This window comes from Kribbella hippodromi (assembly GCF_039531045.1).
Taxonomy (GTDB): Bacteria; Actinomycetota; Actinomycetes; order Propionibacteriales; family Kribbellaceae; genus Kribbella; species Kribbella hippodromi.
The window spans coordinates 54,585-74,129 of sequence record NZ_BAAAPH010000002.1 but is presented as its reverse complement, the minus strand read 5'-3'; the positions used below and the strand labels follow the sequence as shown (position 1 = coordinate 74,129).

Annotated in this window: 15 protein-coding genes; 7 read left to right on the top strand and 8 right to left on the bottom strand. The window is 66.7% G+C overall.

What is annotated here, in order from left to right; all coding sequences use genetic code 11:
* Window positions 1-72: 72 nt before the first annotated feature.
* Genes ABD260_RS03095 through ctaC form a run of 3 tightly spaced genes read right to left on the bottom strand, consistent with a single transcriptional unit; the run spans window position 73 to window position 3,037 of the window.
* On the bottom strand, window positions 73-468 hold the full coding sequence (locus ABD260_RS03095; RefSeq protein ID WP_344231760.1) for a cytochrome c oxidase subunit 4: 396 nt from the start codon (window positions 466-468) through the stop codon (window positions 73-75).
* Entirely contained in the window at window positions 465-2,213 is a 1,749-nt protein-coding gene (ctaD, locus tag ABD260_RS03090; RefSeq protein ID WP_344232090.1) for an aa3-type cytochrome oxidase subunit I, read from the bottom strand. The genes ABD260_RS03095 and ctaD overlap by 4 nt, the downstream gene beginning before the upstream one ends.
* Window positions 2,214-2,239: 26 nt before the next feature.
* Window positions 2,240-3,037: an aa3-type cytochrome oxidase subunit II gene (ctaC, locus tag ABD260_RS03085; protein ID WP_344231759.1), complete on the bottom strand. Its 798-nt coding sequence runs from the start codon at window positions 3,035-3,037 to the stop codon at window positions 2,240-2,242.
* 190 nt (window positions 3,038-3,227) lie between these two features.
* Here ctaC and ABD260_RS03080 point away from each other — a divergent pair, with 190 nt between their 5' ends.
* Genes ABD260_RS03080 through ABD260_RS03065 form a run of 4 tightly spaced genes read left to right on the top strand, consistent with a single transcriptional unit; the run spans window position 3,228 to window position 5,839 of the window.
* Window positions 3,228-4,343, top strand: coding sequence for a cysteine desulfurase family protein (locus ABD260_RS03080; protein ID WP_344231758.1), 1,116 nt, complete (start codon window positions 3,228-3,230; stop codon window positions 4,341-4,343).
* Window positions 4,340-4,552 (top strand): sulfurtransferase TusA family protein, encoded by a 213-nt coding sequence (locus ABD260_RS03075; protein WP_344231757.1) that lies wholly within the window; start codon window positions 4,340-4,342, stop codon window positions 4,550-4,552. The genes ABD260_RS03080 and ABD260_RS03075 overlap by 4 nt, the downstream gene beginning before the upstream one ends.
* 13 nt (window positions 4,553-4,565) lie before the next feature.
* Window positions 4,566-5,120, top strand: coding sequence for a GNAT family N-acetyltransferase (locus ABD260_RS03070; RefSeq protein ID WP_344231756.1), 555 nt, complete (start codon window positions 4,566-4,568; stop codon window positions 5,118-5,120).
* Window positions 5,117-5,839: an SIR2 family NAD-dependent protein deacylase gene (locus ABD260_RS03065; protein ID WP_344231755.1), complete on the top strand. Its 723-nt coding sequence runs from the start codon at window positions 5,117-5,119 to the stop codon at window positions 5,837-5,839. Before ABD260_RS03070 ends, ABD260_RS03065 begins: the two co-directional genes overlap by 4 nt.
* A 60-nt stretch (window positions 5,840-5,899) precedes the next feature.
* Here ABD260_RS03065 and ABD260_RS03060 read toward each other — a convergent pair whose 3' ends face one another.
* The 5 genes from ABD260_RS03060 to ABD260_RS03040 are packed head-to-tail and all read right to left on the bottom strand — an operon-like array spanning window position 5,900 to window position 13,188.
* Window positions 5,900-8,953 carry a PIG-L family deacetylase gene (locus ABD260_RS03060; RefSeq protein WP_344231754.1) on the bottom strand — a complete coding sequence of 1,018 codons (3,054 nt, stop codon included), beginning with the start codon at window positions 8,951-8,953 and terminating at the stop codon, window positions 5,900-5,902.
* 51 nt (window positions 8,954-9,004) lie between these two features.
* The gene (locus tag ABD260_RS03055; RefSeq protein WP_344231753.1) at window positions 9,005-9,805 is read right to left on the bottom strand and encodes a carbohydrate ABC transporter permease; all 801 of its coding nucleotides are present in this window, start codon (window positions 9,803-9,805) and stop codon (window positions 9,005-9,007) included.
* A complete protein-coding gene (locus ABD260_RS03050) occupies window positions 9,802-10,635 on the bottom strand; it encodes a carbohydrate ABC transporter permease (protein ID WP_344231752.1) in 834 nt (277 codons plus the stop codon). The genes ABD260_RS03055 and ABD260_RS03050 overlap by 4 nt, the downstream gene beginning before the upstream one ends.
* 40 nt (window positions 10,636-10,675) lie before the next feature.
* Window positions 10,676-12,043 carry an extracellular solute-binding protein gene (locus ABD260_RS03045; RefSeq protein WP_344231751.1) on the bottom strand — a complete coding sequence of 456 codons (1,368 nt, stop codon included), beginning with the start codon at window positions 12,041-12,043 and terminating at the stop codon, window positions 10,676-10,678.
* Window positions 12,044-12,069: 26 nt separating this feature from the next.
* Window positions 12,070-13,188: a carbohydrate kinase family protein gene (locus ABD260_RS03040; RefSeq protein WP_344231750.1), complete on the bottom strand. Its 1,119-nt coding sequence runs from the start codon at window positions 13,186-13,188 to the stop codon at window positions 12,070-12,072.
* Between the two features lie 104 nt (window positions 13,189-13,292).
* Between ABD260_RS03040 and ABD260_RS03035 the strand changes: the two genes are divergently transcribed.
* The 3 genes from ABD260_RS03035 to ABD260_RS03025 all read left to right on the top strand — a co-directional run bounded on the left by ABD260_RS03035 (window position 13,293) and on the right by ABD260_RS03025 (window position 18,723).
* Window positions 13,293-14,060 (top strand): DeoR/GlpR family DNA-binding transcription regulator, encoded by a 768-nt coding sequence (locus tag ABD260_RS03035; protein ID WP_344231749.1) that lies wholly within the window; start codon window positions 13,293-13,295, stop codon window positions 14,058-14,060.
* Window positions 14,057-15,394 (top strand): 6-phospho-beta-glucosidase, encoded by a 1,338-nt coding sequence (locus ABD260_RS03030; RefSeq protein WP_344231748.1) that lies wholly within the window; start codon window positions 14,057-14,059, stop codon window positions 15,392-15,394. Before ABD260_RS03035 ends, ABD260_RS03030 begins: the two co-directional genes overlap by 4 nt.
* A gap of 302 nt (window positions 15,395-15,696) precedes the next feature.
* A complete protein-coding gene (locus ABD260_RS03025) occupies window positions 15,697-18,723 on the top strand; it encodes an alpha-amylase family glycosyl hydrolase (protein WP_344231747.1) in 3,027 nt (1,008 codons plus the stop codon).
* The last annotated feature ends 822 nt before the right edge of the window (window positions 18,724-19,545 follow it).

The following is a 19,545-nucleotide window of genomic DNA, read 5'->3' as shown; positions in this document are numbered from 1 at the left end:
AAAGCGCCGCCCGGTTCGTTCCCGGACGGCGCTTTTCGTACGACTCTCAACCAGTGAGCTTCGTCATGTCACTCAGTGTGCGTGGTCTCCCCGGTAGTACTCGAAGATGAAGCCACTCAGCGTGATGATGCCGACCGCGCAGCCGGCGATGAACAGCCACCAGCCGAACACGATGCCGAGCACCACGACGGACAGCGACAGCGCGCACCACAGCGGCCACCAGGAGTGCGGCGGGAAGAAGCCGAGCTCACCGGCTCCTTCGACGATCTCCGCTTCCTTGCGGTCCTCCGGACGGGCGTCCATCCGGCGGGCGGTGACGCTCAGGTAGAACGCCACCAGCAGCGCCAGGAAGAAGGTCATCACCAGCGCGGTGGTACCGGTCGGGTCTTCCGACATCAGCCAGTACACCGGCGTCACGACCAGCAGGAACACACTCAGGATCCCGAAGACCCAGGCTTCGACCTTCACGCCTTGTCCTTCCCTTCGGTCCTGGCATCGCCGTCGGCCTGTTCGGTCAGATGCTCGACCCGGCCCGCGTCCTCACCGGCATCCAGCAGGTTGTCCTTGCCGGCCTTGTTGTCCGGGTACTCCGCCAGCGCGATGTCCGCGTGGTGCAGGTCGAACGCCGGGGACTCAGACCGGATCCGCGGCAGCGACACGAAGTTGTGCCGCGGCGGCGGGGAGCTGGTCGCCCATTCCAGCGAACGGCCCCAGCCCCACGGGTCGTCGACACCGACCTTCGGCGACTTCCGGGACTTGTAGACGTTGTAGAAGAACGGCAGCATCGACATACCCAGGATGAAGGCGCCGACGCTGGAGACCTCGTTCAGCGTGGTGAAGCCTTCGTTCGCGCCGTAGTCGGCGTACCGCCGCGGCATGCCCTCGACACCCAGCCAGTGCTGGACGAGGAACGTGGTGTGGAAGCCGATGAACAGCAGCCAGAAGTGCAGCTTGCCGAGCCGCTCGTCGAGCATCCGCCCGGTGAACTTCGGCCACCAGAAGTAGAACCCGGCGAACATCGCGAACACGACCGTGCCGAAGACGACGTAGTGGAAGTGCGCGACCACGAAGTACGAGTCGGAGAGCTGGTAGTCGAGCGCCGGTGAGGCCAGGATGACGCCGGTCAGACCGCCGAAGAGGAAGGTGGTCAGGAAGCCCACCGACCAGAGCATCGGGGTGTCGAACGACACCGATCCGCCCCAGATCGTGCCGATCCAGTTGAAGAACTTCACCCCGGTCGGTACCGCGATCAGGAACGTCATGAACGAGAAGAACGGCAGGTTCACCGCACCGGTGACGAACATGTGGTGCGCCCACACCGCCACCGACAGCACCGCGATACCCAGCGTCGCGCTGACCAGGCCGATGTACCCGAAGACCGGCTTCCGGCTGAACACCGGCAGGATCTCGGTCACGATGCCGAAGAACGGCAGCGCGATGATGTACACCTCTGGATGCCCGAAGAACCAGAACAGGTGTTGCCAAAGTATGGGTCCGCCGTTGGCCGCGTCGAAGACATGAGCCCCGAGCGATCGATCCGCTTCCAGTACGAGCAGCGCTGCCGCCAGAATCGGGAACGCGATCAGGACCAGGATCGACGTGACCAGGATGTTCCAGGTGAAGATCGGCATCCGGAACATCGTCATCCCCGGTGCGCGCATGGTGATGATCGTGGTGATGAAGTTCACCGCGCCGAGGATCGTGCCCAGACCGGCCAGGTACAGGCCCATGATCCACAGGTCGCCACCGACACCCGGTGACCGGACCGCGTTCGACAGCGGGGCGTACGCGAACCAGCCGAAGTCGGCCGCACCGCCCGGCGTGAAGAAGCCGCTGATCGTGATCGAGCCGCCGAACAGGAACAGCCAGTAGCTGAACATGTTCAGTCGCGGGAACGCGACGTCCGGGGCACCGATCTGGATCGGCATGATCTCGTTCGCGAAGCCGACGAACAGTGGCGTCGCGAACAGCAGCAGCATGATCGTGCCGTGCATCGTGAAGAGCTGGTTGTAGACCTCTTCGTTCACGATCTGCAGGCCCGGCTTGGCCAGCTCGGCCCGGATCAGCAGCGCCATCACGCCGCCGATCAGGAAGAACACGAACGACGTGACCAGGTACATGTGCCCGATCAGCTTGTGGTCGGTCGTGGTCAGGTACTTGACCAGCAGCTGGCCCTTGGTCCGCCGCCGGGGCAGCGCGGTGGTGCTACCGATAGCGCCGGTGCGCTCGGCGAAGTCGGTCACTTCTGACCCTCCTGCTCCCCGGTCACGGGAATGGTCGTGGCGTCGGCGCCACCGGTTGCCGCGCCGGTCTGGCCCTTGGCGGCCAGCTCGCGCAGGTGTGCGTCGTACTCGTCGCGGCTGACCACCTTGACGCTGAAGACCATCCGGCTGTGGTACAGGCCGCAGAGCTCAGCGCACTTGCCGGCGAAGGTGCCGGTCTTGGTCGGGGTCAGCTCGAACTTGTTGGTCTTGCCCGGGATCACGTCGAGCTTGAAGTAGAACGACGGCACCCAGAAGGAGTGGATCACGTCCGGCGAGGTCAGGTCGAAGTGCACCGACTCGTTCACCGGCAGCCACAGCGTGGCCGGCTTGTCCAGGGTGCCGGTCTCCCAGACGCCCTGCTTGCCGTCGACGGTGTCCTTGTAGTTGAAGGTCCACTGCCACTGCTGGCCCACCACGTTCACGGTGTGCTGCGGGTTGGCGTCCATCTTGGTCACCTGGTTGCCGTGCTCCACGGTGTAGAAGAACAGCACACCGATGATCGCGAACGGTGCCAGCGTGTAGAGCACCTCCAGCGGCAGGTTGTACCGCACCTGCCGGGGTGCGTCCTCGTTCCGCTTGCGGTACCGCACCACGACGAACAGGATCAGGCCCCAGACCATCACACCGATGATCAGTGCGGCCGTCCAGGCGCCGATCCAGAGGCTTCTGATCGCCTCGGTCCGGTCAGATGCACCCTCGGGCAGACCGAGTCGTTTCCACTGCTCAGTGGTCGCCGACGAACAACCGGTCAGCAGCAGGGTGCCGAGCACCACCGCCGCACCTACCAGCAGGCGTCGCTTCGCCGGACGTGTGGCACCAGCAAAACCTGCCGGTCGCTCATCCACTCCGGGCGTGCCGTTCGAACCCACGGGGCGCCTTTCCCTTCCCAAGTGAGACTGACGACCAAACACTACTGGACACCCTTCCCAGTCCTGCGCATAGGTAGGGCTTAGCGTTTCCCGTGTGAGTGAGCGTGCATATCTGGACGCCGCGTCGGCCGAGCCGATGCACCCCGCGGCGCGGGAGATGTTGCTGTCGGCGGTGGATTCCGGCTGGGCCGATCCGGTCCGTCTGCACCATGAAGGACGGACCGCCAGACTCCTGCTGGACAACGCCCGTGCAGTACTCGCGCAGGGCGTTGGAGTGCGTCCTGACGAGCTGTACCTGACCACCTCCGGCACGGATGCCATCCAGGTCGGTCTGGCTGCTCTGACGGCCGCACGGCGCCGCGTCGGTACGGCGGTCGTACACAGCGCAGTCGAGCACTCCGCCGTACTGCACAGCGCCGGTGAGGCGGGTGTAGAGATCGGCGTGGACATCCGCGGCCAAGTGGATCGGGAGGCGTTCGCAGAGGCCGTACGCCGGCCTGGTGTGGCAGTGGCTGCTGTCCAGTCGGCCAACCATGAAGTGGGTACGAGGCAACCGATCGCCGCGATCGCCCAGGACTGCAACGACGTACCACTGTTTGTTGATGCATCAGCGTCGATAGGGCATGACCCAGTACCCGCCGGCTGGTCCATGCTGGCGGCCAGTGCGCACAAGTGGGGCGGTCCGGCCGGTGTAGGGCTGCTGGCAGTACGAAAAGGCACGCGGATCGCACCGGCCTGGCCAATGGACCAGCGCGAGGACGGCCTCTCCCCCGGCTTCCCGAACGTACCGAACGCACTAGCAGCCGCTGCAGCACTCCAAGCGCGCCTCACTGAAGCTGATGAACTCAACAAACAGCACCGCGCCTGGATAGACGAGCTCCGGCACCGGATCGCCACTGACATACCGGATGTGGAGGTAGTAGGTGATCCGGACGATCGCCTGCCACACATCCTCACGTTCTCGTGCCTGTACGTAGACGGCGAGGCCCTGGTGACTGCATTGGATGCTGAAGGATTCGCGGTCTCCAGCGGCTCAGCGTGTACGTCAAGCACGCTCCGCCCATCGCATGTACTTGCGGCCATGGGCGTACTCACCCACGGCAACGTCCGCGTGTCACTGAGCCGCGAGACCAGCCACGAGGACGTCCAACGGTTCAGTGCCGTGCTACCGGGCCTCGTGCAGCGCATCCGGGCAGAGGTGGGGATGTGAACGTCGACCTGGACTGTCGCGGTCTGCTCTGCCCACTCCCGGTGATCAAGCTGGCCAAGGCCCTTCCGACCGTTGCCGTCGGCGACACGGTCACTGTGCTGGCCGACGACCCGGCCGCAGCCACTGACATCCCGGCGTGGTGCCGGATGCGTTCCCAGGAGCTCGTGTCGGCAGGGGAAAATCGGTACGTCGTGCGGCGGGTCGCCTGACACACTCCGCGCTGTGACCGATTTCGCGTACAAGCCGACCCTCACCGGCGAGCTGGTTGTCCTGCGGCCGATGGAGGAGCAGGACTACGAGGCCCTGTTCGCCGCGATGAACGACCCAGAGGTGATGCGCCTCACTGGCAGCCACGGGCAGATCAGTGAGGAGCGGGCGCGGGAGTGGGCCCGGACCCGGAAGGACCAGACCGACCGGCTGGACCTGGTCATCGTCGACCGCAAGACCGATCTGGTCGTCGGTGAGGTCGTACTGAACATGTGGGACCCCGACAACCAGTCCTGCAACTTCCGCATCCTGATCGGTCCGGCCGGCCAGGGCCGTGGCCTGGGCTCCGAGGCGACCCGGATGACTGTCGGCTACGGCTTCGAGCAGCTCGGGTCGCACCGGATCAGCCTCTCCGTCTTCCCGTTCAACCCCCGCGCCGAGCGGGCGTACGAGAAGGCCGGCTTCAAGCGCGAGGGGGTACTGCGGGACGCACTGCGCTGGGACGGCGAGTGGTACGACGAGGTGGTGATGTCGGTGCTGGCCACCGAATGGATACCGTCTGAGGTGTGATCGACGCCGAACGCATCGCCGTACTGACCGGAGCCGGGATCTCGACTGCCTCCGGGATCCCGGACTTCCGTGGACCGGAGGGTGTCTGGACCAAGAACCCGGGTGCGGAGGCGATGTTCGACATCGACGAGTACGTCGCGCACCGGGAAGTGCGAGTCGCGTCGTGGAAGCACCGGCTCGCCGTACCAGCCTGGCTGGCTGAACCGAACCCAGGACACCTGGCGCTGGTCGACCTGGAACGACAGGGTCGTCTGACCGGTCTGGTCACGCAGAACGTCGACGGGCTCCACCAGAAGGCCGGATCGTCGCCAGAGCTGGTGCATGAGCTGCACGGGACAGTCTGGTACGTCGACTGCCTCCAGTGCAGCCGGCGCATTCCGATGGCCGACGTACTCCCCCGGCTCGAGTCGGGCGACGAGGACCCAGCATGTACGGTCTGCGGCGGCATCTTGAAGTCCGCGACCATCTCGTTCGGCCAGGCGCTCGACCGGTCCGTACTGGATCGTGCCGTTGCCGCTACTGCCACTGCGGACGTGTTCCTGGCCATCGGTACGTCACTGCAGGTCTATCCAGCCGCGGGACTCTGTGACCTCGCACTGAGCGACGGCAAGCCGCTGATCATCCTGAATGCCCAGCCGACCCCGTACGACGACCAGGCAACCACTGTGCTGCGTACGCCGATCGAAACGACGCTCCCCGACCTACTAGGCACTGCCTGAAGCTGGGCCCGCATGAAGCTGGGCCCTGCCTGAAGAACAGACAGGGCCCAGTACCTCAGATCAGCGGTTGAGCTTCAGATCCAGCGCCTGAACCTCGTCCTTCGGGGTCTGGTACGAGATGAGCAGCCGGCCGTCCTTCAGCAGGGCGCTGCGCTGAGCCGCCGTGATCGGGATCGACAGGTGCTTCGTCTTCGACGTGATCTGGCTCGCCGTGTGGTTCACGACGTGCCCGCTCATGTCCGGCGACCAGGCCGGGTAGCCACCGTCGGACACCGCACACGGCGTGAAGCCGTAGTCCGGAGCCGGGTCAGCAGCCGGAGAGCAGCTGGTCGTGTACACCGGAATCGCACCGATCAGACCAGTCCACAGGAACAGCTGTGCACTGCCCGAACCGGTCGACGACAGGTCCACGTCGACCGTGGACTGCCCGACCGACACCTTCTTCACCTTCAGCGAGTTCGAGTCCGGTGCCGGCACCCGGCCCGAGATCGGTACGCCGTTGCGTGCCGACTGCGCGATCGTCTGCGGCGACAGCACGCCGTTCAGGTTCGGGTTGGACACGTTCGGCGCACTCGGCTTGGTCGGACGGTCCGCCGGCGGGGTGTAGCCCGCGACGGTCGCCTGACCCCAGCGGTACGGGTCGGACTGGACACTGCCCAGTGCCGACCACCCGAGCCGGGTGCTCATGTCGATGTGCCGCAGCGTCGTGGTGCCCGCTGCCGAGGTGTCGTCGTTGTCGTACGGCGTGATGTTCAGCCCCAGCTTCGCCGGGTCCACCGCGGCCGGCAGGTCCGCGAGCGGGATCTTCACCTCGAGGTCGTAGCCACCGCCGGTGTACGCGTGCGGCACCGTGGTCTCGTTCGACCCGACCCACTTCGCGGTCGAGGCCACCTCGACGCCCGGAGCGTTCGGCGCGTCACTGACGTTCTTCGCCAGCGGCCCGGTCGAGTAGCCCTGGTGGTTGTCGGCGTCCCGCGACCAGCACGCGCCGTTGACGCCGTTGCCGTTCTTGTTCTGCGGGTCGTTCGTGAACGGGAAGATCCCGAGCTTGAACGTGTTCGCGGTGTCCATCAGGTCCTGCGAAGCGGTGCCCCGCGGGTCGAGCAGGATCTCGACCGAGTCCGCCTGCCAGTGGCCGACGCACTCCTCCGGAGTGACGGCGTACGACTGGTAGTCGTCCTTGATGTGGATGAAGAAGTACAGCGCGTCGTCGGACCAGCTGACCTTCGCCGTGGAACCCTCGCCGGTCGGCGAGACACCGCAGTCGTCGACGCCCGTACAGCTCGAGGCACCCTGCCAGATGCGGCCCAGGTCGAGCGACGGACCGGTGTACTCACCAGGAGAGGCCACACCGTCCACCTTCGGGGTGGTGGTCGCCTTGGCAATGGTCGTGTTCGGTACGAGCGACAGCGTCAGCACCTCGTTGCCAGTACCCGCCGGGGCGCTGTACGTGGTGGTGATCGGAATCGACACGTTCTGGTTCTGCGGCAGCGTGGTGTCGCTGTTCGTCACCTTGAACGTCACTGTGGTCTCGGCACCCGCGGCCAGGTTGCTGTACGGCTTGGAGGCCGCGTCGGCAGTGAAGTTGGCCGGCAGACCAAGGCTGACCGCACCACTCTGCGGCTGGTTCGACCAGTTGTGTACCACTACCGGTACGTCGATGGTCTTGCCGATGCCCATGGACTGGATGGCGGGCGAACGACCGAGCCGGGTGGCCTGCGGAGCAGTCTTGTCCAACCAGTCGTCGTACTCCTTCCAGTTGCCCCAGCGCTGGAACCGGCCCTCGGTCGGCGAAACGATCCGGACCAGGTTGTCGGTGTACCCGGTCTTGTTGCCGGTGCTGTACAGCGCGGACACCTTCGCGTTCTGGTTCACCGCGGCCGTCGGGCTGGGCGTGACCGTGAACGTGACGGTGGTCTCCTTGTTGCCCTTCACCACACCGACTCGCTGCGGCGGGCTGACCTTCCAGCCGTCCGGTACGGTCAGCGCGGCCGTACCCGGCTTCAGCGGACCGGCGCCGGAGCGCAGGTGCAGCGTGGCCTGGAACGGCGTACCGGCAACGTTGAGGAACCGGTCGAAGGTCAGGTACTCCAGCGTGCCGAGCGGAAGACCACCCGGGTCCGGCTTGGTCGCACCGAACAGGATCGCGTCGTCCTGACCAGCGGCAGCGTTACTGTTCGGCTGGAACGGTACGAACGACTCGGTCATGCCGAAGCGCGAACAGGCAGGCGCCGAAGTGCCCTTGTACATCACGCGGCTCTGCGTCGGGTACGCGGCGCGTCCCTCGTCAGCCACCTGCTGCCAGATCTTCGGGGTACCAGCGGGCTGACCCTGCAGGTTGCCGGCCGGCCACTTGTACGGCGAGTTGTACCCGGTCCACACACCGGCGACGGTGTCGAGACCGGTCGGCGTGAAGCCGGTCGTACAGTTCGCGGCAGTGGTCGTACCGCCCGTACCCGCTGTTGCACCGCCGGAGAAGACCTTCTTCACCTGCCAGGTGCTGAGCGCGTCCTTGCCCTTCAGCTGCTCCGGGAACATGTTCGGGTCGGCCGCAGCGAGTACGCCCTCCCAGATCAGCCGCCCGGCCTGCTGGTGGTTGCCGTGACCCGCGGCGAGCGTCGGCGTGAAGCCGATGTACACCTCGGGCTGCGTCTCCCGGATCACCCGGGTGACCCGGCGCAGCGTCTCCTCGTGGTCCCAGAAGTACTGCGTCAGCGGCGCGCTCTGGTTGTAGAAGAAGTCGACCCGGTCCAGGTTGAAGATGTCGATCGTGCCGGACCGGTAGTGCGCGACCCGGTCCTCGTTCTCGCGGCGCAGACCCAGGTCAGGACCCAGTTCGGTACCGGCCGAGTTCCCGCCGCCCTCACCCCGGGTCACCATGATCACGCCGCACTTGGTGCCGTACCGGTCGTGCCAGACGCCACACGGGCCGATGATGCTGGTGTCGTCGTCGGGGTGGGCCCACTCCCCCATGACGTCGATCTTGGTCGCCCGGTCGGCGACGTACTTGGCCGGACCGGGATCGGCCTGGGCCATCCCGGTCGCCGCTACGCCTCCGAGCGGAATCAGGACAGCGGCTGCCAGCAGGGCAACCATGGTGCGGTAACGCTTCATTCTGCTGTCTCCCTATGGCGGATGTGACGGATATCCCCCGAACGGGTGGTGCTACTCCCTGACCGCGCCCTCGAGCATGCCCGCGATGAAATGGCGCTGCAGGAAGAGATAGAGGATGACGACCGGCGTCGCGACGATCACCGCGCCGGCCGCGAGCAGGGTGAACCCCTGGCTGTACTGGCCCTGGAAGAAGGCCAGGCCGAGCGGTGCGGTCCGCAGGTTCTCGTTGGTGACCATCACCAGCGGAATCAGGAACTCGTTCCAGGTCCACATGAACACCAGCACGATCATCGTGACGATGGCCGGCCGGGCCAGTGGAACCTGGATCTGCCAGAGCATCCGCCGGGTGGACGCGCCGTCCAGCCGGGCCGCCTCGACCAGGTCGCGGCCGCCGGCCCGGAAGAAGGTCCGCATCCAGAAGGTGCCGAAGGCAACGGACTGCGCGACCTGCGGAAGCGCGACCGCCCAGTACGTGTCGGTCAGCCCGAGCGTGCGCAGATCGAAGTACAGCGGTACCACGATCGCCTCGCTGGGCATCATGATGCCGAGCAGGAACAGGTAGAACAGGATGCCGGAGCCGCGGAACCGCATGGTGCCGAACGCGAAGCCGGCCAGCACCGACAAAAGCACGCTGATCACCACGACCGACACCGACACCGCGAGACTCATCCGCAGGTAGGTGCCGAAGTGGCCGATCTTCCAGGCCTCGGCGAAGTTGCCGAAGCCGGACGTGTCACCGGCGTCGTTCGGGCCGAGCGCCGCCAGCACGACGGTCACGATCGGTCCGAGGGCGAAGGCGGCGAAGGCCAGCAGGATGACGTAGTTCGCCGCCTTCTCCGTACGCGAGATCATCGACTCCCCTCCCGGTCGCCGATCTTGTTGATGACCAGCGAGATGAGCAGGATCAGGACGGTCAGGCTGACGCCGATCGCCGCGGCCGAGCCGACCCGGCCGAGCTCGAAGGCCCGGTGGTACACCTCGTACGACGGCACCGACGTCGAATTGCCCGGTCCGCCGCTGGTGGTCACGTACACCAGGTCGAAGGTCCGCAGCGCGGCGATCACGGTCAGCGTCAGCGCGACCGCGATCTCACCGCGGACCGACGGCAGCGTCACCGCGAAGAACTCCTGCACCGGTCCGGCGCCGTCCAGCCGGGCCGCCTCGTAGAGGCTCCCGCTGATCCGGCTCATCCCGGCCAGCAACAGCACGGTGACCAGACCGGTCTCGAACCAGGACCCGATGAACCCGACCGCCGGCAGCGCCAGCGCATAGTCACCGAGCCAGCCGCGCGCGACCGAACCCAGGCCGATCGCGTGCAGCAGGTCGTTGATCGTGCCGTCCGGCGCGTACATCCGCCGCCAGGCGACCGCGACGACAACCATCGCGATCACCTGCGGCAGAAAGACGACCGTCCGGAAGAACGGCAGCCCGCGGACCTTGGCCCGGTTCAGGATCGACGCCAGCAGCAGGCCGACGCAGACCGGGATCACCGCGAAGAACAGCATCAGTACGAGCGCGTGCCCGAACGCGGACCGCAGCCCTTCGTCGCTGATGATCTCCTGGTAGTTGGCGAACCCGGCCCACTTGCCGAGCGTCAGTCCGTCCCAGTCGTAGAAGGACAGCTGGACCGAGCGCAGCAGTGGGTACAGCAGGAACGCCGCGTAGACGGCGAACCCCGGCAAGATGTACAGGTAAGCGATCTTCCGGGGCTCGCCGGGGGGACTACCCGTTGGCTTCTGAGAACGCGCCATAGTCCTTCTCTAGCCGCTCGGCGAACTGGTCCGGGGTGGCCTTGCCACCCAGCAGGTCCTGCAGGGCCGCACCGATCGTGTCCGGCATCGTCGGCGTCGCGTAGTCCAGGTACGGAACCAGTCCGTCCGCCTCGACCACCTTGCCGAACGCCGCGAACACGTCCTTCTGCAGCGATCCGCTGACTTCCTGCTTGGAGGTGTCGGCCACCGGCAGGTTGCCGGTCTTGGCCAGGATGTTCATCGCGTCCGCGCTGGTGATGAAGTTCAGGTACGCGGCGGCCGCGTCCGGGTGCTTGCTCTTCGTGGTGATCGAGAACGGCAGCCCGGTACCGCCGGTGGCGATCGGCGCGGCGTCGGCGGACGTACCCGGCGGCAGCATGAAGCCGACGTCGTCGCCCATCGCCTTGCCGAGGTCCTCGGCCAGCCAGGTACCACCGATCAGGTACGTGCCCTTGCCCTTGCTGAAGGCCTGCCACGCCGGGTCGTAGTCCTGCCCGTTGAAGCCGGCGTTGAAGTAGCCCTTGCCGACCCAGTCGGTCAGCGTCTGCGCGGCCTTCTTGTTCTCGTCGGTCGTCCAGGACGCGCCCTTACGGCCGAACCCGAGCTGCTTGATCGTGTCGGCGGGCGTGGTGCGGCCCTGGACCGTACCGAAGACGTGGATGGCCGGCCACTTCTCCAGGTTGCCGAGCACCAGCGGCGCGTCACCCTTCGACTTCAGCGTGGCCAGCGAGGACTGGAACTCGTCCCAGGTCTTCGGCTGCTGCACCCCGGCCTCGGCGAGCTTCTTCTTGCTGTAGAAGATGCCGACGACCTCACCGACCTGCGGCATGCCGTAAAGGTTGCCCTGGCCAAACGTCTTCCCGTCCGGCGTGTACTGCGAGTACTGCCGGACCGACTGCGGGTAGCGCTGGTCCCAGTTGTACGCCTTCGCGTAGGGATCCAGCGGTACGAGCTGATTCGCCTTGACGAACTCGCCCATGTCCGAGCGGCCGTTGTTCGCCTGGACGACGTCCGGCGGCTCGTTGCCGCTCAGCGCCAGCCGCAGCGTGGTCTTCAGGTCGTCGAACGACCGCGACACCCGCTTCAGCTTGATGTTCGGGTACTTCGCCTGGAACGCGTCGTTCAGCTGCTTCATCTGCGCTGCCTGGCCGCCCCGGACCTCTTGGTCCCAGACCACCAGGTTGACGTCGCCGAGCTTGGCAGCGTCGGTCTGTACCGACGACGGGTTCGCCTGTGACGGCGGGGCCGAGTTGTTCGACCCGGGCGTACAGGCAACCGTGCCGACCAGGCCGAGCAGGCCGACAGCCGCGACGATCCCGAGCCGGGGATTGCGTGACATGGGGGTACTCCCTCCGACCTGAACGGTCAGTTGTTGGTGACGTCGGCGTTCCGGGCGATGGTCGCCACGGCCCGGCGTACGGCGCCGACCGGCACACTGGGGACGATTTCGTCCAGAAACTCGTACCTGCGGCGCAGCGAGCGGGTGTAGCTGCTCTGATCACCGCTGGTCCGCAGATCCTGCCACCAGTCGGCGATGTCGCCCCAGCCGGGGGCGGCGAGTGAGCCACCGAACTGCTGGACCGCGAGGGCCGAGCAGAGCGTGGCGAAGGCCAGCCGGTCGGCCAGTGCCCAGCCCGCCAATGTTCCGAGGACCAGTCCGGCGCCGAACACGTCGCCGGCCCCGGTCGGGTCCAGCGCCGGCACCCGCAGGGCCGGTACGCGGGCTTCTTCACCGGTCTTCGCATCGATGCCCATGGCACCGGCCGCGCCGTCGGTGACGATTGCCAGTGGCACCCGGTCAGCCAGCGCGTACAGAGCGTCCTGCGGCGACCCGGTCCGGGTGTACGCCATCGCCTCGCCCGCGTTCGGCAGGAAGGCGTCGCAGTGCTCCAGCTGGGCGAGTACTTGGGGTGACCAGGCACCGGTCTGGTCCCAGCCGACGTCGGCGAAGACCAGGCCGCCCTCCTTGCGGGCCAGGTCGACCCAGGTCGAGCGGGTCGGGTCGCCGAGCGGCTCGATGTCGCCGAGGTCGACGATCACCGCCCGGGTCCGCGGCGGCTGCCCGATCAGCTCGGTGGCCGGCAGCGGCGACGGGTGCCCGTGCGTGACCATGCTGCGGTCACCGTCGTAGGCGACCGACATGGTCACCGGCGAGTGCCAGTTGTCGAACCGGCGGGACCGGCTGAGGTCGACGTGCTCCTGCTCGGACAGGGTGCGCCAGCAGAAGTCCGCGTAGTCGTCGTCACCGAAGGCCGCCGCGAGCGACGTCCGCAGGCCGAGCCGGGAGGCCGCGATCGCCAGGTTCGCGGTGCCGCCGGGTGACGAGCCCATCCCGTCCGCCCACACCTCGGTGCCGCCGGTGGGACGGTCGGCGAGACCGGTGAAGATGATGTCGAGAAAGACCGTGCCCCACAGGAAGACGTCGAAATCGGGTGTCCCGGGGCCGCGCAGACCAGCGAGCGGGTCGTAGGTCGTATCAGGCATGCCGGTCATCTTGCTCCTGACAAAGTCCTGTGGCAAGCATTTATGATCAAAAATATTCAGGACTTGCTCACTTCTGATCACATTTGCCTGCTATTGTTCGGGCCGTGCGACACCAGCGGCAACTCGAGATCGTGCAGCGGCTGCGGACCGGCGGCGCCACTTCGGTGGAGGAGCTGGCCCAGCTGCTCGGGGTCAGTTCGGCGACCATCCGCCGCGACCTGCAGCAGCTGGACGAGTCCGGCCAGATCACTCGCGTGCACGGCGGCGCGATCGTTCCGGCCGGCGACTCCGAGGACGCCGACCGGGACTACCCGTTCGCCTCGGTGGCCGCGGACGCGACCCCCGAGAAGCGGCAGGTGGCCCGGCTGGCGGCGACGCTGGTCCAGGACGGCGACGTGGTACTGATCGACGTCGGCACCACTACCCAGCTGCTGGCCAAGGAGTTGCGCGGCCGGCCGGTGACCGTGATGACGACGAGTCTCGCGGTGCTGGACGTGCTGCGTGACGATCCGGTGGTGGAGCTGATCCTGCTCGGTGGCTGGGTCCGCCGGGCGTACCACTCGCTGGTCGGCGTGGTGACCGAGGACGCGCTCCGCCAGGTGCACGCGGACATCGCGTTCCTCGGTGCGAGCGGCGTCCAGCGGGACGGGTACGTCCTGGACACCACCACCGTCGAGGTACCGGTGAAACGGGCAGTGATCAAGGCGTCCGACAAGACCGTGCTGCTGGCCGACCGGAACAAGTTCCCCGGCAACGGCAAGCTCAAGGTCTGCAGCGCCGACGACATCGACGTACTAGTGACAAACGCCGGGGCCGACCCGGTGACACTCCAGAACTGCAGCGACCATGGCGTGGAGGTACTGATCACATGAAGCTGGCGATCCTCGGTGGCGGAGGCTTCCGGGTTCCGCTCGTGTACGGCGCGGTGATGCGTGACCGGGGTGGCCAACGAGTCGATCAGGTCTGCCTGTACGACGTCGTGCCGGACCGGCTCGAGGCGATCGGCGAGGTGCTGCGGCAACTGGCCGCGGAGCAGCCGGACGCGCCGAAGGTCGAGGTGACCACCGACCTGGACGTCGCGCTGGACGGCGCCGACTTCATCTTCTCCGCGATCCGGGTCGGCGGACTGCCCGGCCGGACCGCGGACGAACGGGTCGCGCTCGACCTCGGGCTGCTCGGCCAGGAAACCACCGGCCCCGGCGGGCTCGCGTACGGGCTGCGCACCGTACCGGCCGCGATGCACGTCGCGGAACGGGTCGCGGCGATCTGCCCGCAAGCCTGGGTGATCAACTTCACCAACCCGGCCGGCATGATCACCGAGGCCATGCAGCGCGTGCTCGGCAACCGGGTGATCGGGATCTGCGACTCCCCGATCGGCCTCGGCCGGCGCGCCGCGCGCGCACTCGGCCACGACCCGGACCGGGCCTCACTCGGGTACGTCGGCCTGAACCACCTCGGCTGGCTGAACGAACTCGGGTACGACGGCCGCGACGTCCTCCCGGAGCTGATCGCGAACGACTCCCTGCTCGGCACCATCGAGGAGGGGCGGCTGTTCGGCGCCGAGTGGATTCAGACGCTGGGCAGTATCCCGAACGAGTACTTGTACTACTACTACTTCACCCGGGACGCGGTCGCGTCGATCCGGGGCAGCGCCGAGACCCGTGGTGAGTTCCTGCTGAATCAGCAGCGTGCGTTCTACGACGCGGTCGCGGCCGATCCGGCGTCGGCGCTCGGTCGCTGGCGTGCGGTTCGCGAAGAGCGTGATTCCACGTACATGAAGGAAACCCGCGAGGCCTCCGAGGCCCGTGACGCCGCGGATGTGGCCGGCGGCGGGTACGAAGGGGTCGCGGTCGCGATCATGGCGGCGATCGCGCGGAACGAGCGCAGCACGATGATCCTGAACGTGCGGAACGGAAGTACGGTTCCTGGGCTGCCTGCGGACGCGGTGGTCGAGGTGCCGTGCACGGTGGACGCGGATGGGCCGCATCCGCTTGCTACTTCGCCGCTGGCTGGTCATCAGCTTGGGCTGGTGCAGCAGGTGAAGGCTGTCGAGCAGCTGACGATTACGGCTGCGCTGGAGCACTCGCCGCGGTTGGCACTGGAGGCGTTGGCGCTGCATCCGCTGGTCGACTCGGTGAGTACCGCACGGACACTGCTGACCAACTACCGGAGCCGGCACGCTGATCTGGATGAGCTGCTTCGCTAGCTGTCTCCGGTTGCTCGCTCCGGTTGCTCGCTCCCTAGCCCGCTCCCGTAGCCCGCTCTGGTTGCTCGTGACGCTTCTGTGACGTTCGAGGGCTCCTCAGCGTAAGGAGCGGACGCTAACCTCCCGGCAACGTCCGTCGGCGGGAGGGGACCGGGATGCGCGGGTACAGGCGTTGGACTGCGGGGATCGCTGCTGGTGCGGTGGTGGTGCTGGGGTTGGGGGCGGCACCACCTGCACCGGCCGCACCCGCACCGGCCGCATCTGCACCGGCCGCATCTGGGCCGCCTGCTGTGGCCGGTTCTGTGGCTCAGCCGGTGGATCTGCCTGGTCCGGCGGTGACCGCGGCGGACAAGGCGCTTGCGGCGCCCAGTCTGCGGGCCGACCTGACCAAGGAGCGGTTCTACTTCCTGATGGCGGACCGGTTCGCCAACGGCGACAAGTCCAACGACGCCGGCGGACTCACCGGCGACCGGTTGAAGACCGGGCTGGACCCGACGGACAAGGGCTTCTACCACGGCGGTGACCTGGCCGGAGTGATCCAGAAGCTCGACTACATCAAGTCGCTGGGTACTACGTCCATCTGGCTCACCCCGTCCTTCAAGAACCGTCCGGTCCAGGGCAGTGGTACGGACGTGAGCGCCGGCTACCACGGGTACTGGATCACCGACTTCACCCAGATCGACCCGCACCTCGGGACGAACGCGGACATGAAGCGGCTGATCGACCTCGCGCACCGCAAGGGGATGAAGGTCTTCTTCGACATCATCACCAACCACACCGCGGACGTGATCTCGTACCAGTCCGGCAACTACGGGTACATCCCGAAGTCCACCACCCCGTACAAAGATGCGGCCGGCAACGTCTTCGACGACAAGCAGTACGCCGCCGGGGACACGTTTCCGCCGCTGGACAAGAACACCTCGTTCCCGAACGTACCCGTCTTCCGGACGCCCGCCGACGCTTCGGTGAAGGTGCCGGCGTGGCTGAACGATCCGACGCTGTACCACAACCGCGGCGACTCGACCTTCGCCGGTGAGAGCGCTGAATACGGCGACTTCGTCGGGCTGGACGACCTGTTCACCGAGCAGCCGAAGGTCCGCGACGGGATGATCGACGTCTACAAGACCTGGGCCGAGTTCGGGATCGACGGGTTCCGGATCGACACCGTCAAGCACGTGAACCTCGAGTTCTGGCAGAAGTTCTCCCCGGCTGTACTGGCGGCGGCGCGGGCGGCGGGTACGAAGAAGTTCTTCATGTTCGGCGAAGTGTACGACGCGAATCCACAGTTCATGTCCACGTACACGACCAAGGGGAACCTGCAGGCGACGCTGGACTTCGGGTTCCAGCAGAACGCGGTCGCGTACGCGAAGGGCGATCCGAGTACGAAACTGCGTGATCTGTACGCGAACGACGACTACTACACGGACACCGACTCGAACGCGTACCAGCTGCCGACCTTCCTCGGCAACCACGACATGGGCCGGGTCGGCACGTTCCTGAAGCAGGGCGGGGCGTCCGGCAAGGAGCTGCTCGCGCGGGACAAGCTGGCGCACTCACTGATGTACCTGACGCGTGGCCAGCCGGTGATCTACTACGGGGACGAGCAGGGTTTCACCGGGGCGGGTGGTGACAAGGACGCGCGGCAGGACATGTTCGCGACCAAGACCGCCGACTACGCGGACGATGAGGTTGTCGACGGTACTGGCACTACGACGATCGGCAGCAAGGACCGGTACGACGTCAATGCGCCGCTGTACAAGCACATCGCGGGGTTGGCTCGGTTGCGGTCCAAGTACCCGGCCCTGTCGGATGGGCGGCAGGTGCACCGGTACTCGTCTACCAGCAACGGCCTGTACGCGTTCAGTCGGCTCGGTAGCGACAACGTCGAGTACCTGGTAGTGGCGAACAACTCGAAGACGGCTGCTGCTGCGACGGTTGCTACCTACGGACCGCACACCTGGCTGCGGCCGGTGTATGGCTCTTCCCAGTCGGTTTTGACCGACCGGGAGGGGCGGGTGCGGGTCAGTCAGGCACCTCTGTCCGTGACTGTGTACCAGGCGCAGAAGAAGGTGCCGGCGCGTGCCAAGGCACCTGCTGTCTACATGAGCTCGCCGGAGCTCGGTGCGACGGTCAGCGGCCGTGCTGAGATCGCTGCAGCTGTTCCGGAGAACACTCCGGCCACTGTGACCTTTGGCTACCGGCTGGCGGGTACTACCGAGTGGAAGCGGCTCGGGTCGGATGACAACGCGCCGTACCGGGTGTTCCAGGATGTGTCCGGGCTGCCTCAAGGCACGCGGATTGAGTACCGCGCTGTCCTACGGGATGCCTCGGGCAACTACTCCGCCTCTAGCTCCTACGGCGTGGTGGGTGATGCTCCGCCACCCGGTGGGGGTGGAGATGGCGGTGGGCCGGTCGTGCAGCCGGCCAACGTGTCGGTGCCGGGCGATCACAACAGTGAGATGGGCTGTGCGGCGGACTGGTCACCGGACTGCGCGCAGGCACAGCTGACGCTGGACTCGAAGGACAAGGTGTGGAAGGGGACGTACACGCTGCCGACGGGTGAGCACGCTTACAAGGCAGCGATCAACAAGAGCTGGGACGAGAACTACGGAGCTGGTGGTGCGTTGAACGGCGCCAACATCTCGTACACCACACCTAGCGGACCTGTCACCTTCTACTACGAGCACGGGCGGCACTTCGCGACCTCCAGTGCGCAGGGGCCGGTCATCACCGTGCCTGGGTCGTTCCAGTCCGAGCTGGGCTGCCCTGCGGACTGGGACCCGTCCTGCATGCGCCCCTGGCTGACCGATCAGGATGGCGACGGGACGTACACGTGGTCGACGACTGAGTTGGGTGCTGGCAGCTACGAGGCGAAGGTCGCGCACAACTTGTCGTGGGACGAGAGTTATCCGGCTGCGAACGTGCCGGTTACGGTGCCGCGTGATGGGTTGGTTGTGACGTTCTCGTACGTGCTGGCGACTCATCAGCTGACAGTGACAACCGCCAAGCCGGCCGCGCAGCCGGACCTTAGCCAGGCGAAGGCACAGTGGATTGCCCGCGACACTCTCGTCGTACCCGCCGTCGACCACCCGGAGCGCTTCCGCTGGCGCTTGCACTGGTCGGCCACTGGTGCGCTGAAGGTAGACGCCGATGACATCGGCGGTTCATCAGTAGCGCTGCGCTACGACCCCCACGAACTACGCCCCGGCTACACAACACTCCGCCTCCCCCACACCGACACGACAAAGCTCCGCACCGGCCAACTAGCCCTAGCCCAGTACACCGACACCGGCCACCTAGTCGACGCAACCGGAGTACAGCCCACATAACCGCTCGCCAACCCGCACAACACCACACCACCCACTGACCACAACCCGCATACCGCACGCCCACGCCACTGAACACAACCCGCGCACAACACCCACACGCACTGGACGCGGCCCGGGTTCAGGACCGCACAGCCCGCCAGACCCCAACCCGCGTACAACACCGCACAGCCCACTCGACACAACCCGCGCACAACACCCCACACAGCACCACACAGCCCGCTGGACACAACTGCGCACAGCACGACGCAACCCGCGCACAGCACCGCACGGGCCGCTGGACGCGACCTGGGTTCAGGAACCGCACAGCCCGCTGGACCCAACCCGCGTACAGAGCACCGCACAGCCCGCTGGACGCAAGCCCGCCACAACACACCACTCGACGCAACCCGCGCACAGCACCACACAGCCCGCTGGACACAACCGCGCACAGCACCCGCACGCCACTCGACGTAACCCGCGCACAGCACCGCACGGGTCGCTGGACGCGACCCGGGATCAACCACCGATGGACGCCACCCGGGTTCAGCGCCGGTGGATGCCGCCCGCGTTCGACGCCGATGGATGCCCACCGCGTTCGACGCCGATGGTCTCGCCCCGGGACCAGTGCCCGCCGGGCGCGCTAGTGATCGGCCCCGCTCCTGCAGCCGCCGTCGCAGCCGTCGTCGAGACCGGAATCCAGACCTTCTTCCTCGGTCTGTCTTCGTTGCCGCAGCCGCCGGAGCCGTCGGAGTTGATGACTCTCTGCGGTCGATCGGGTGCTTTTCGTTGCCAGGCTGCTTGGTTCGATATTAACGTGTGCTCTGACGCGTTGGGAAACTTTCT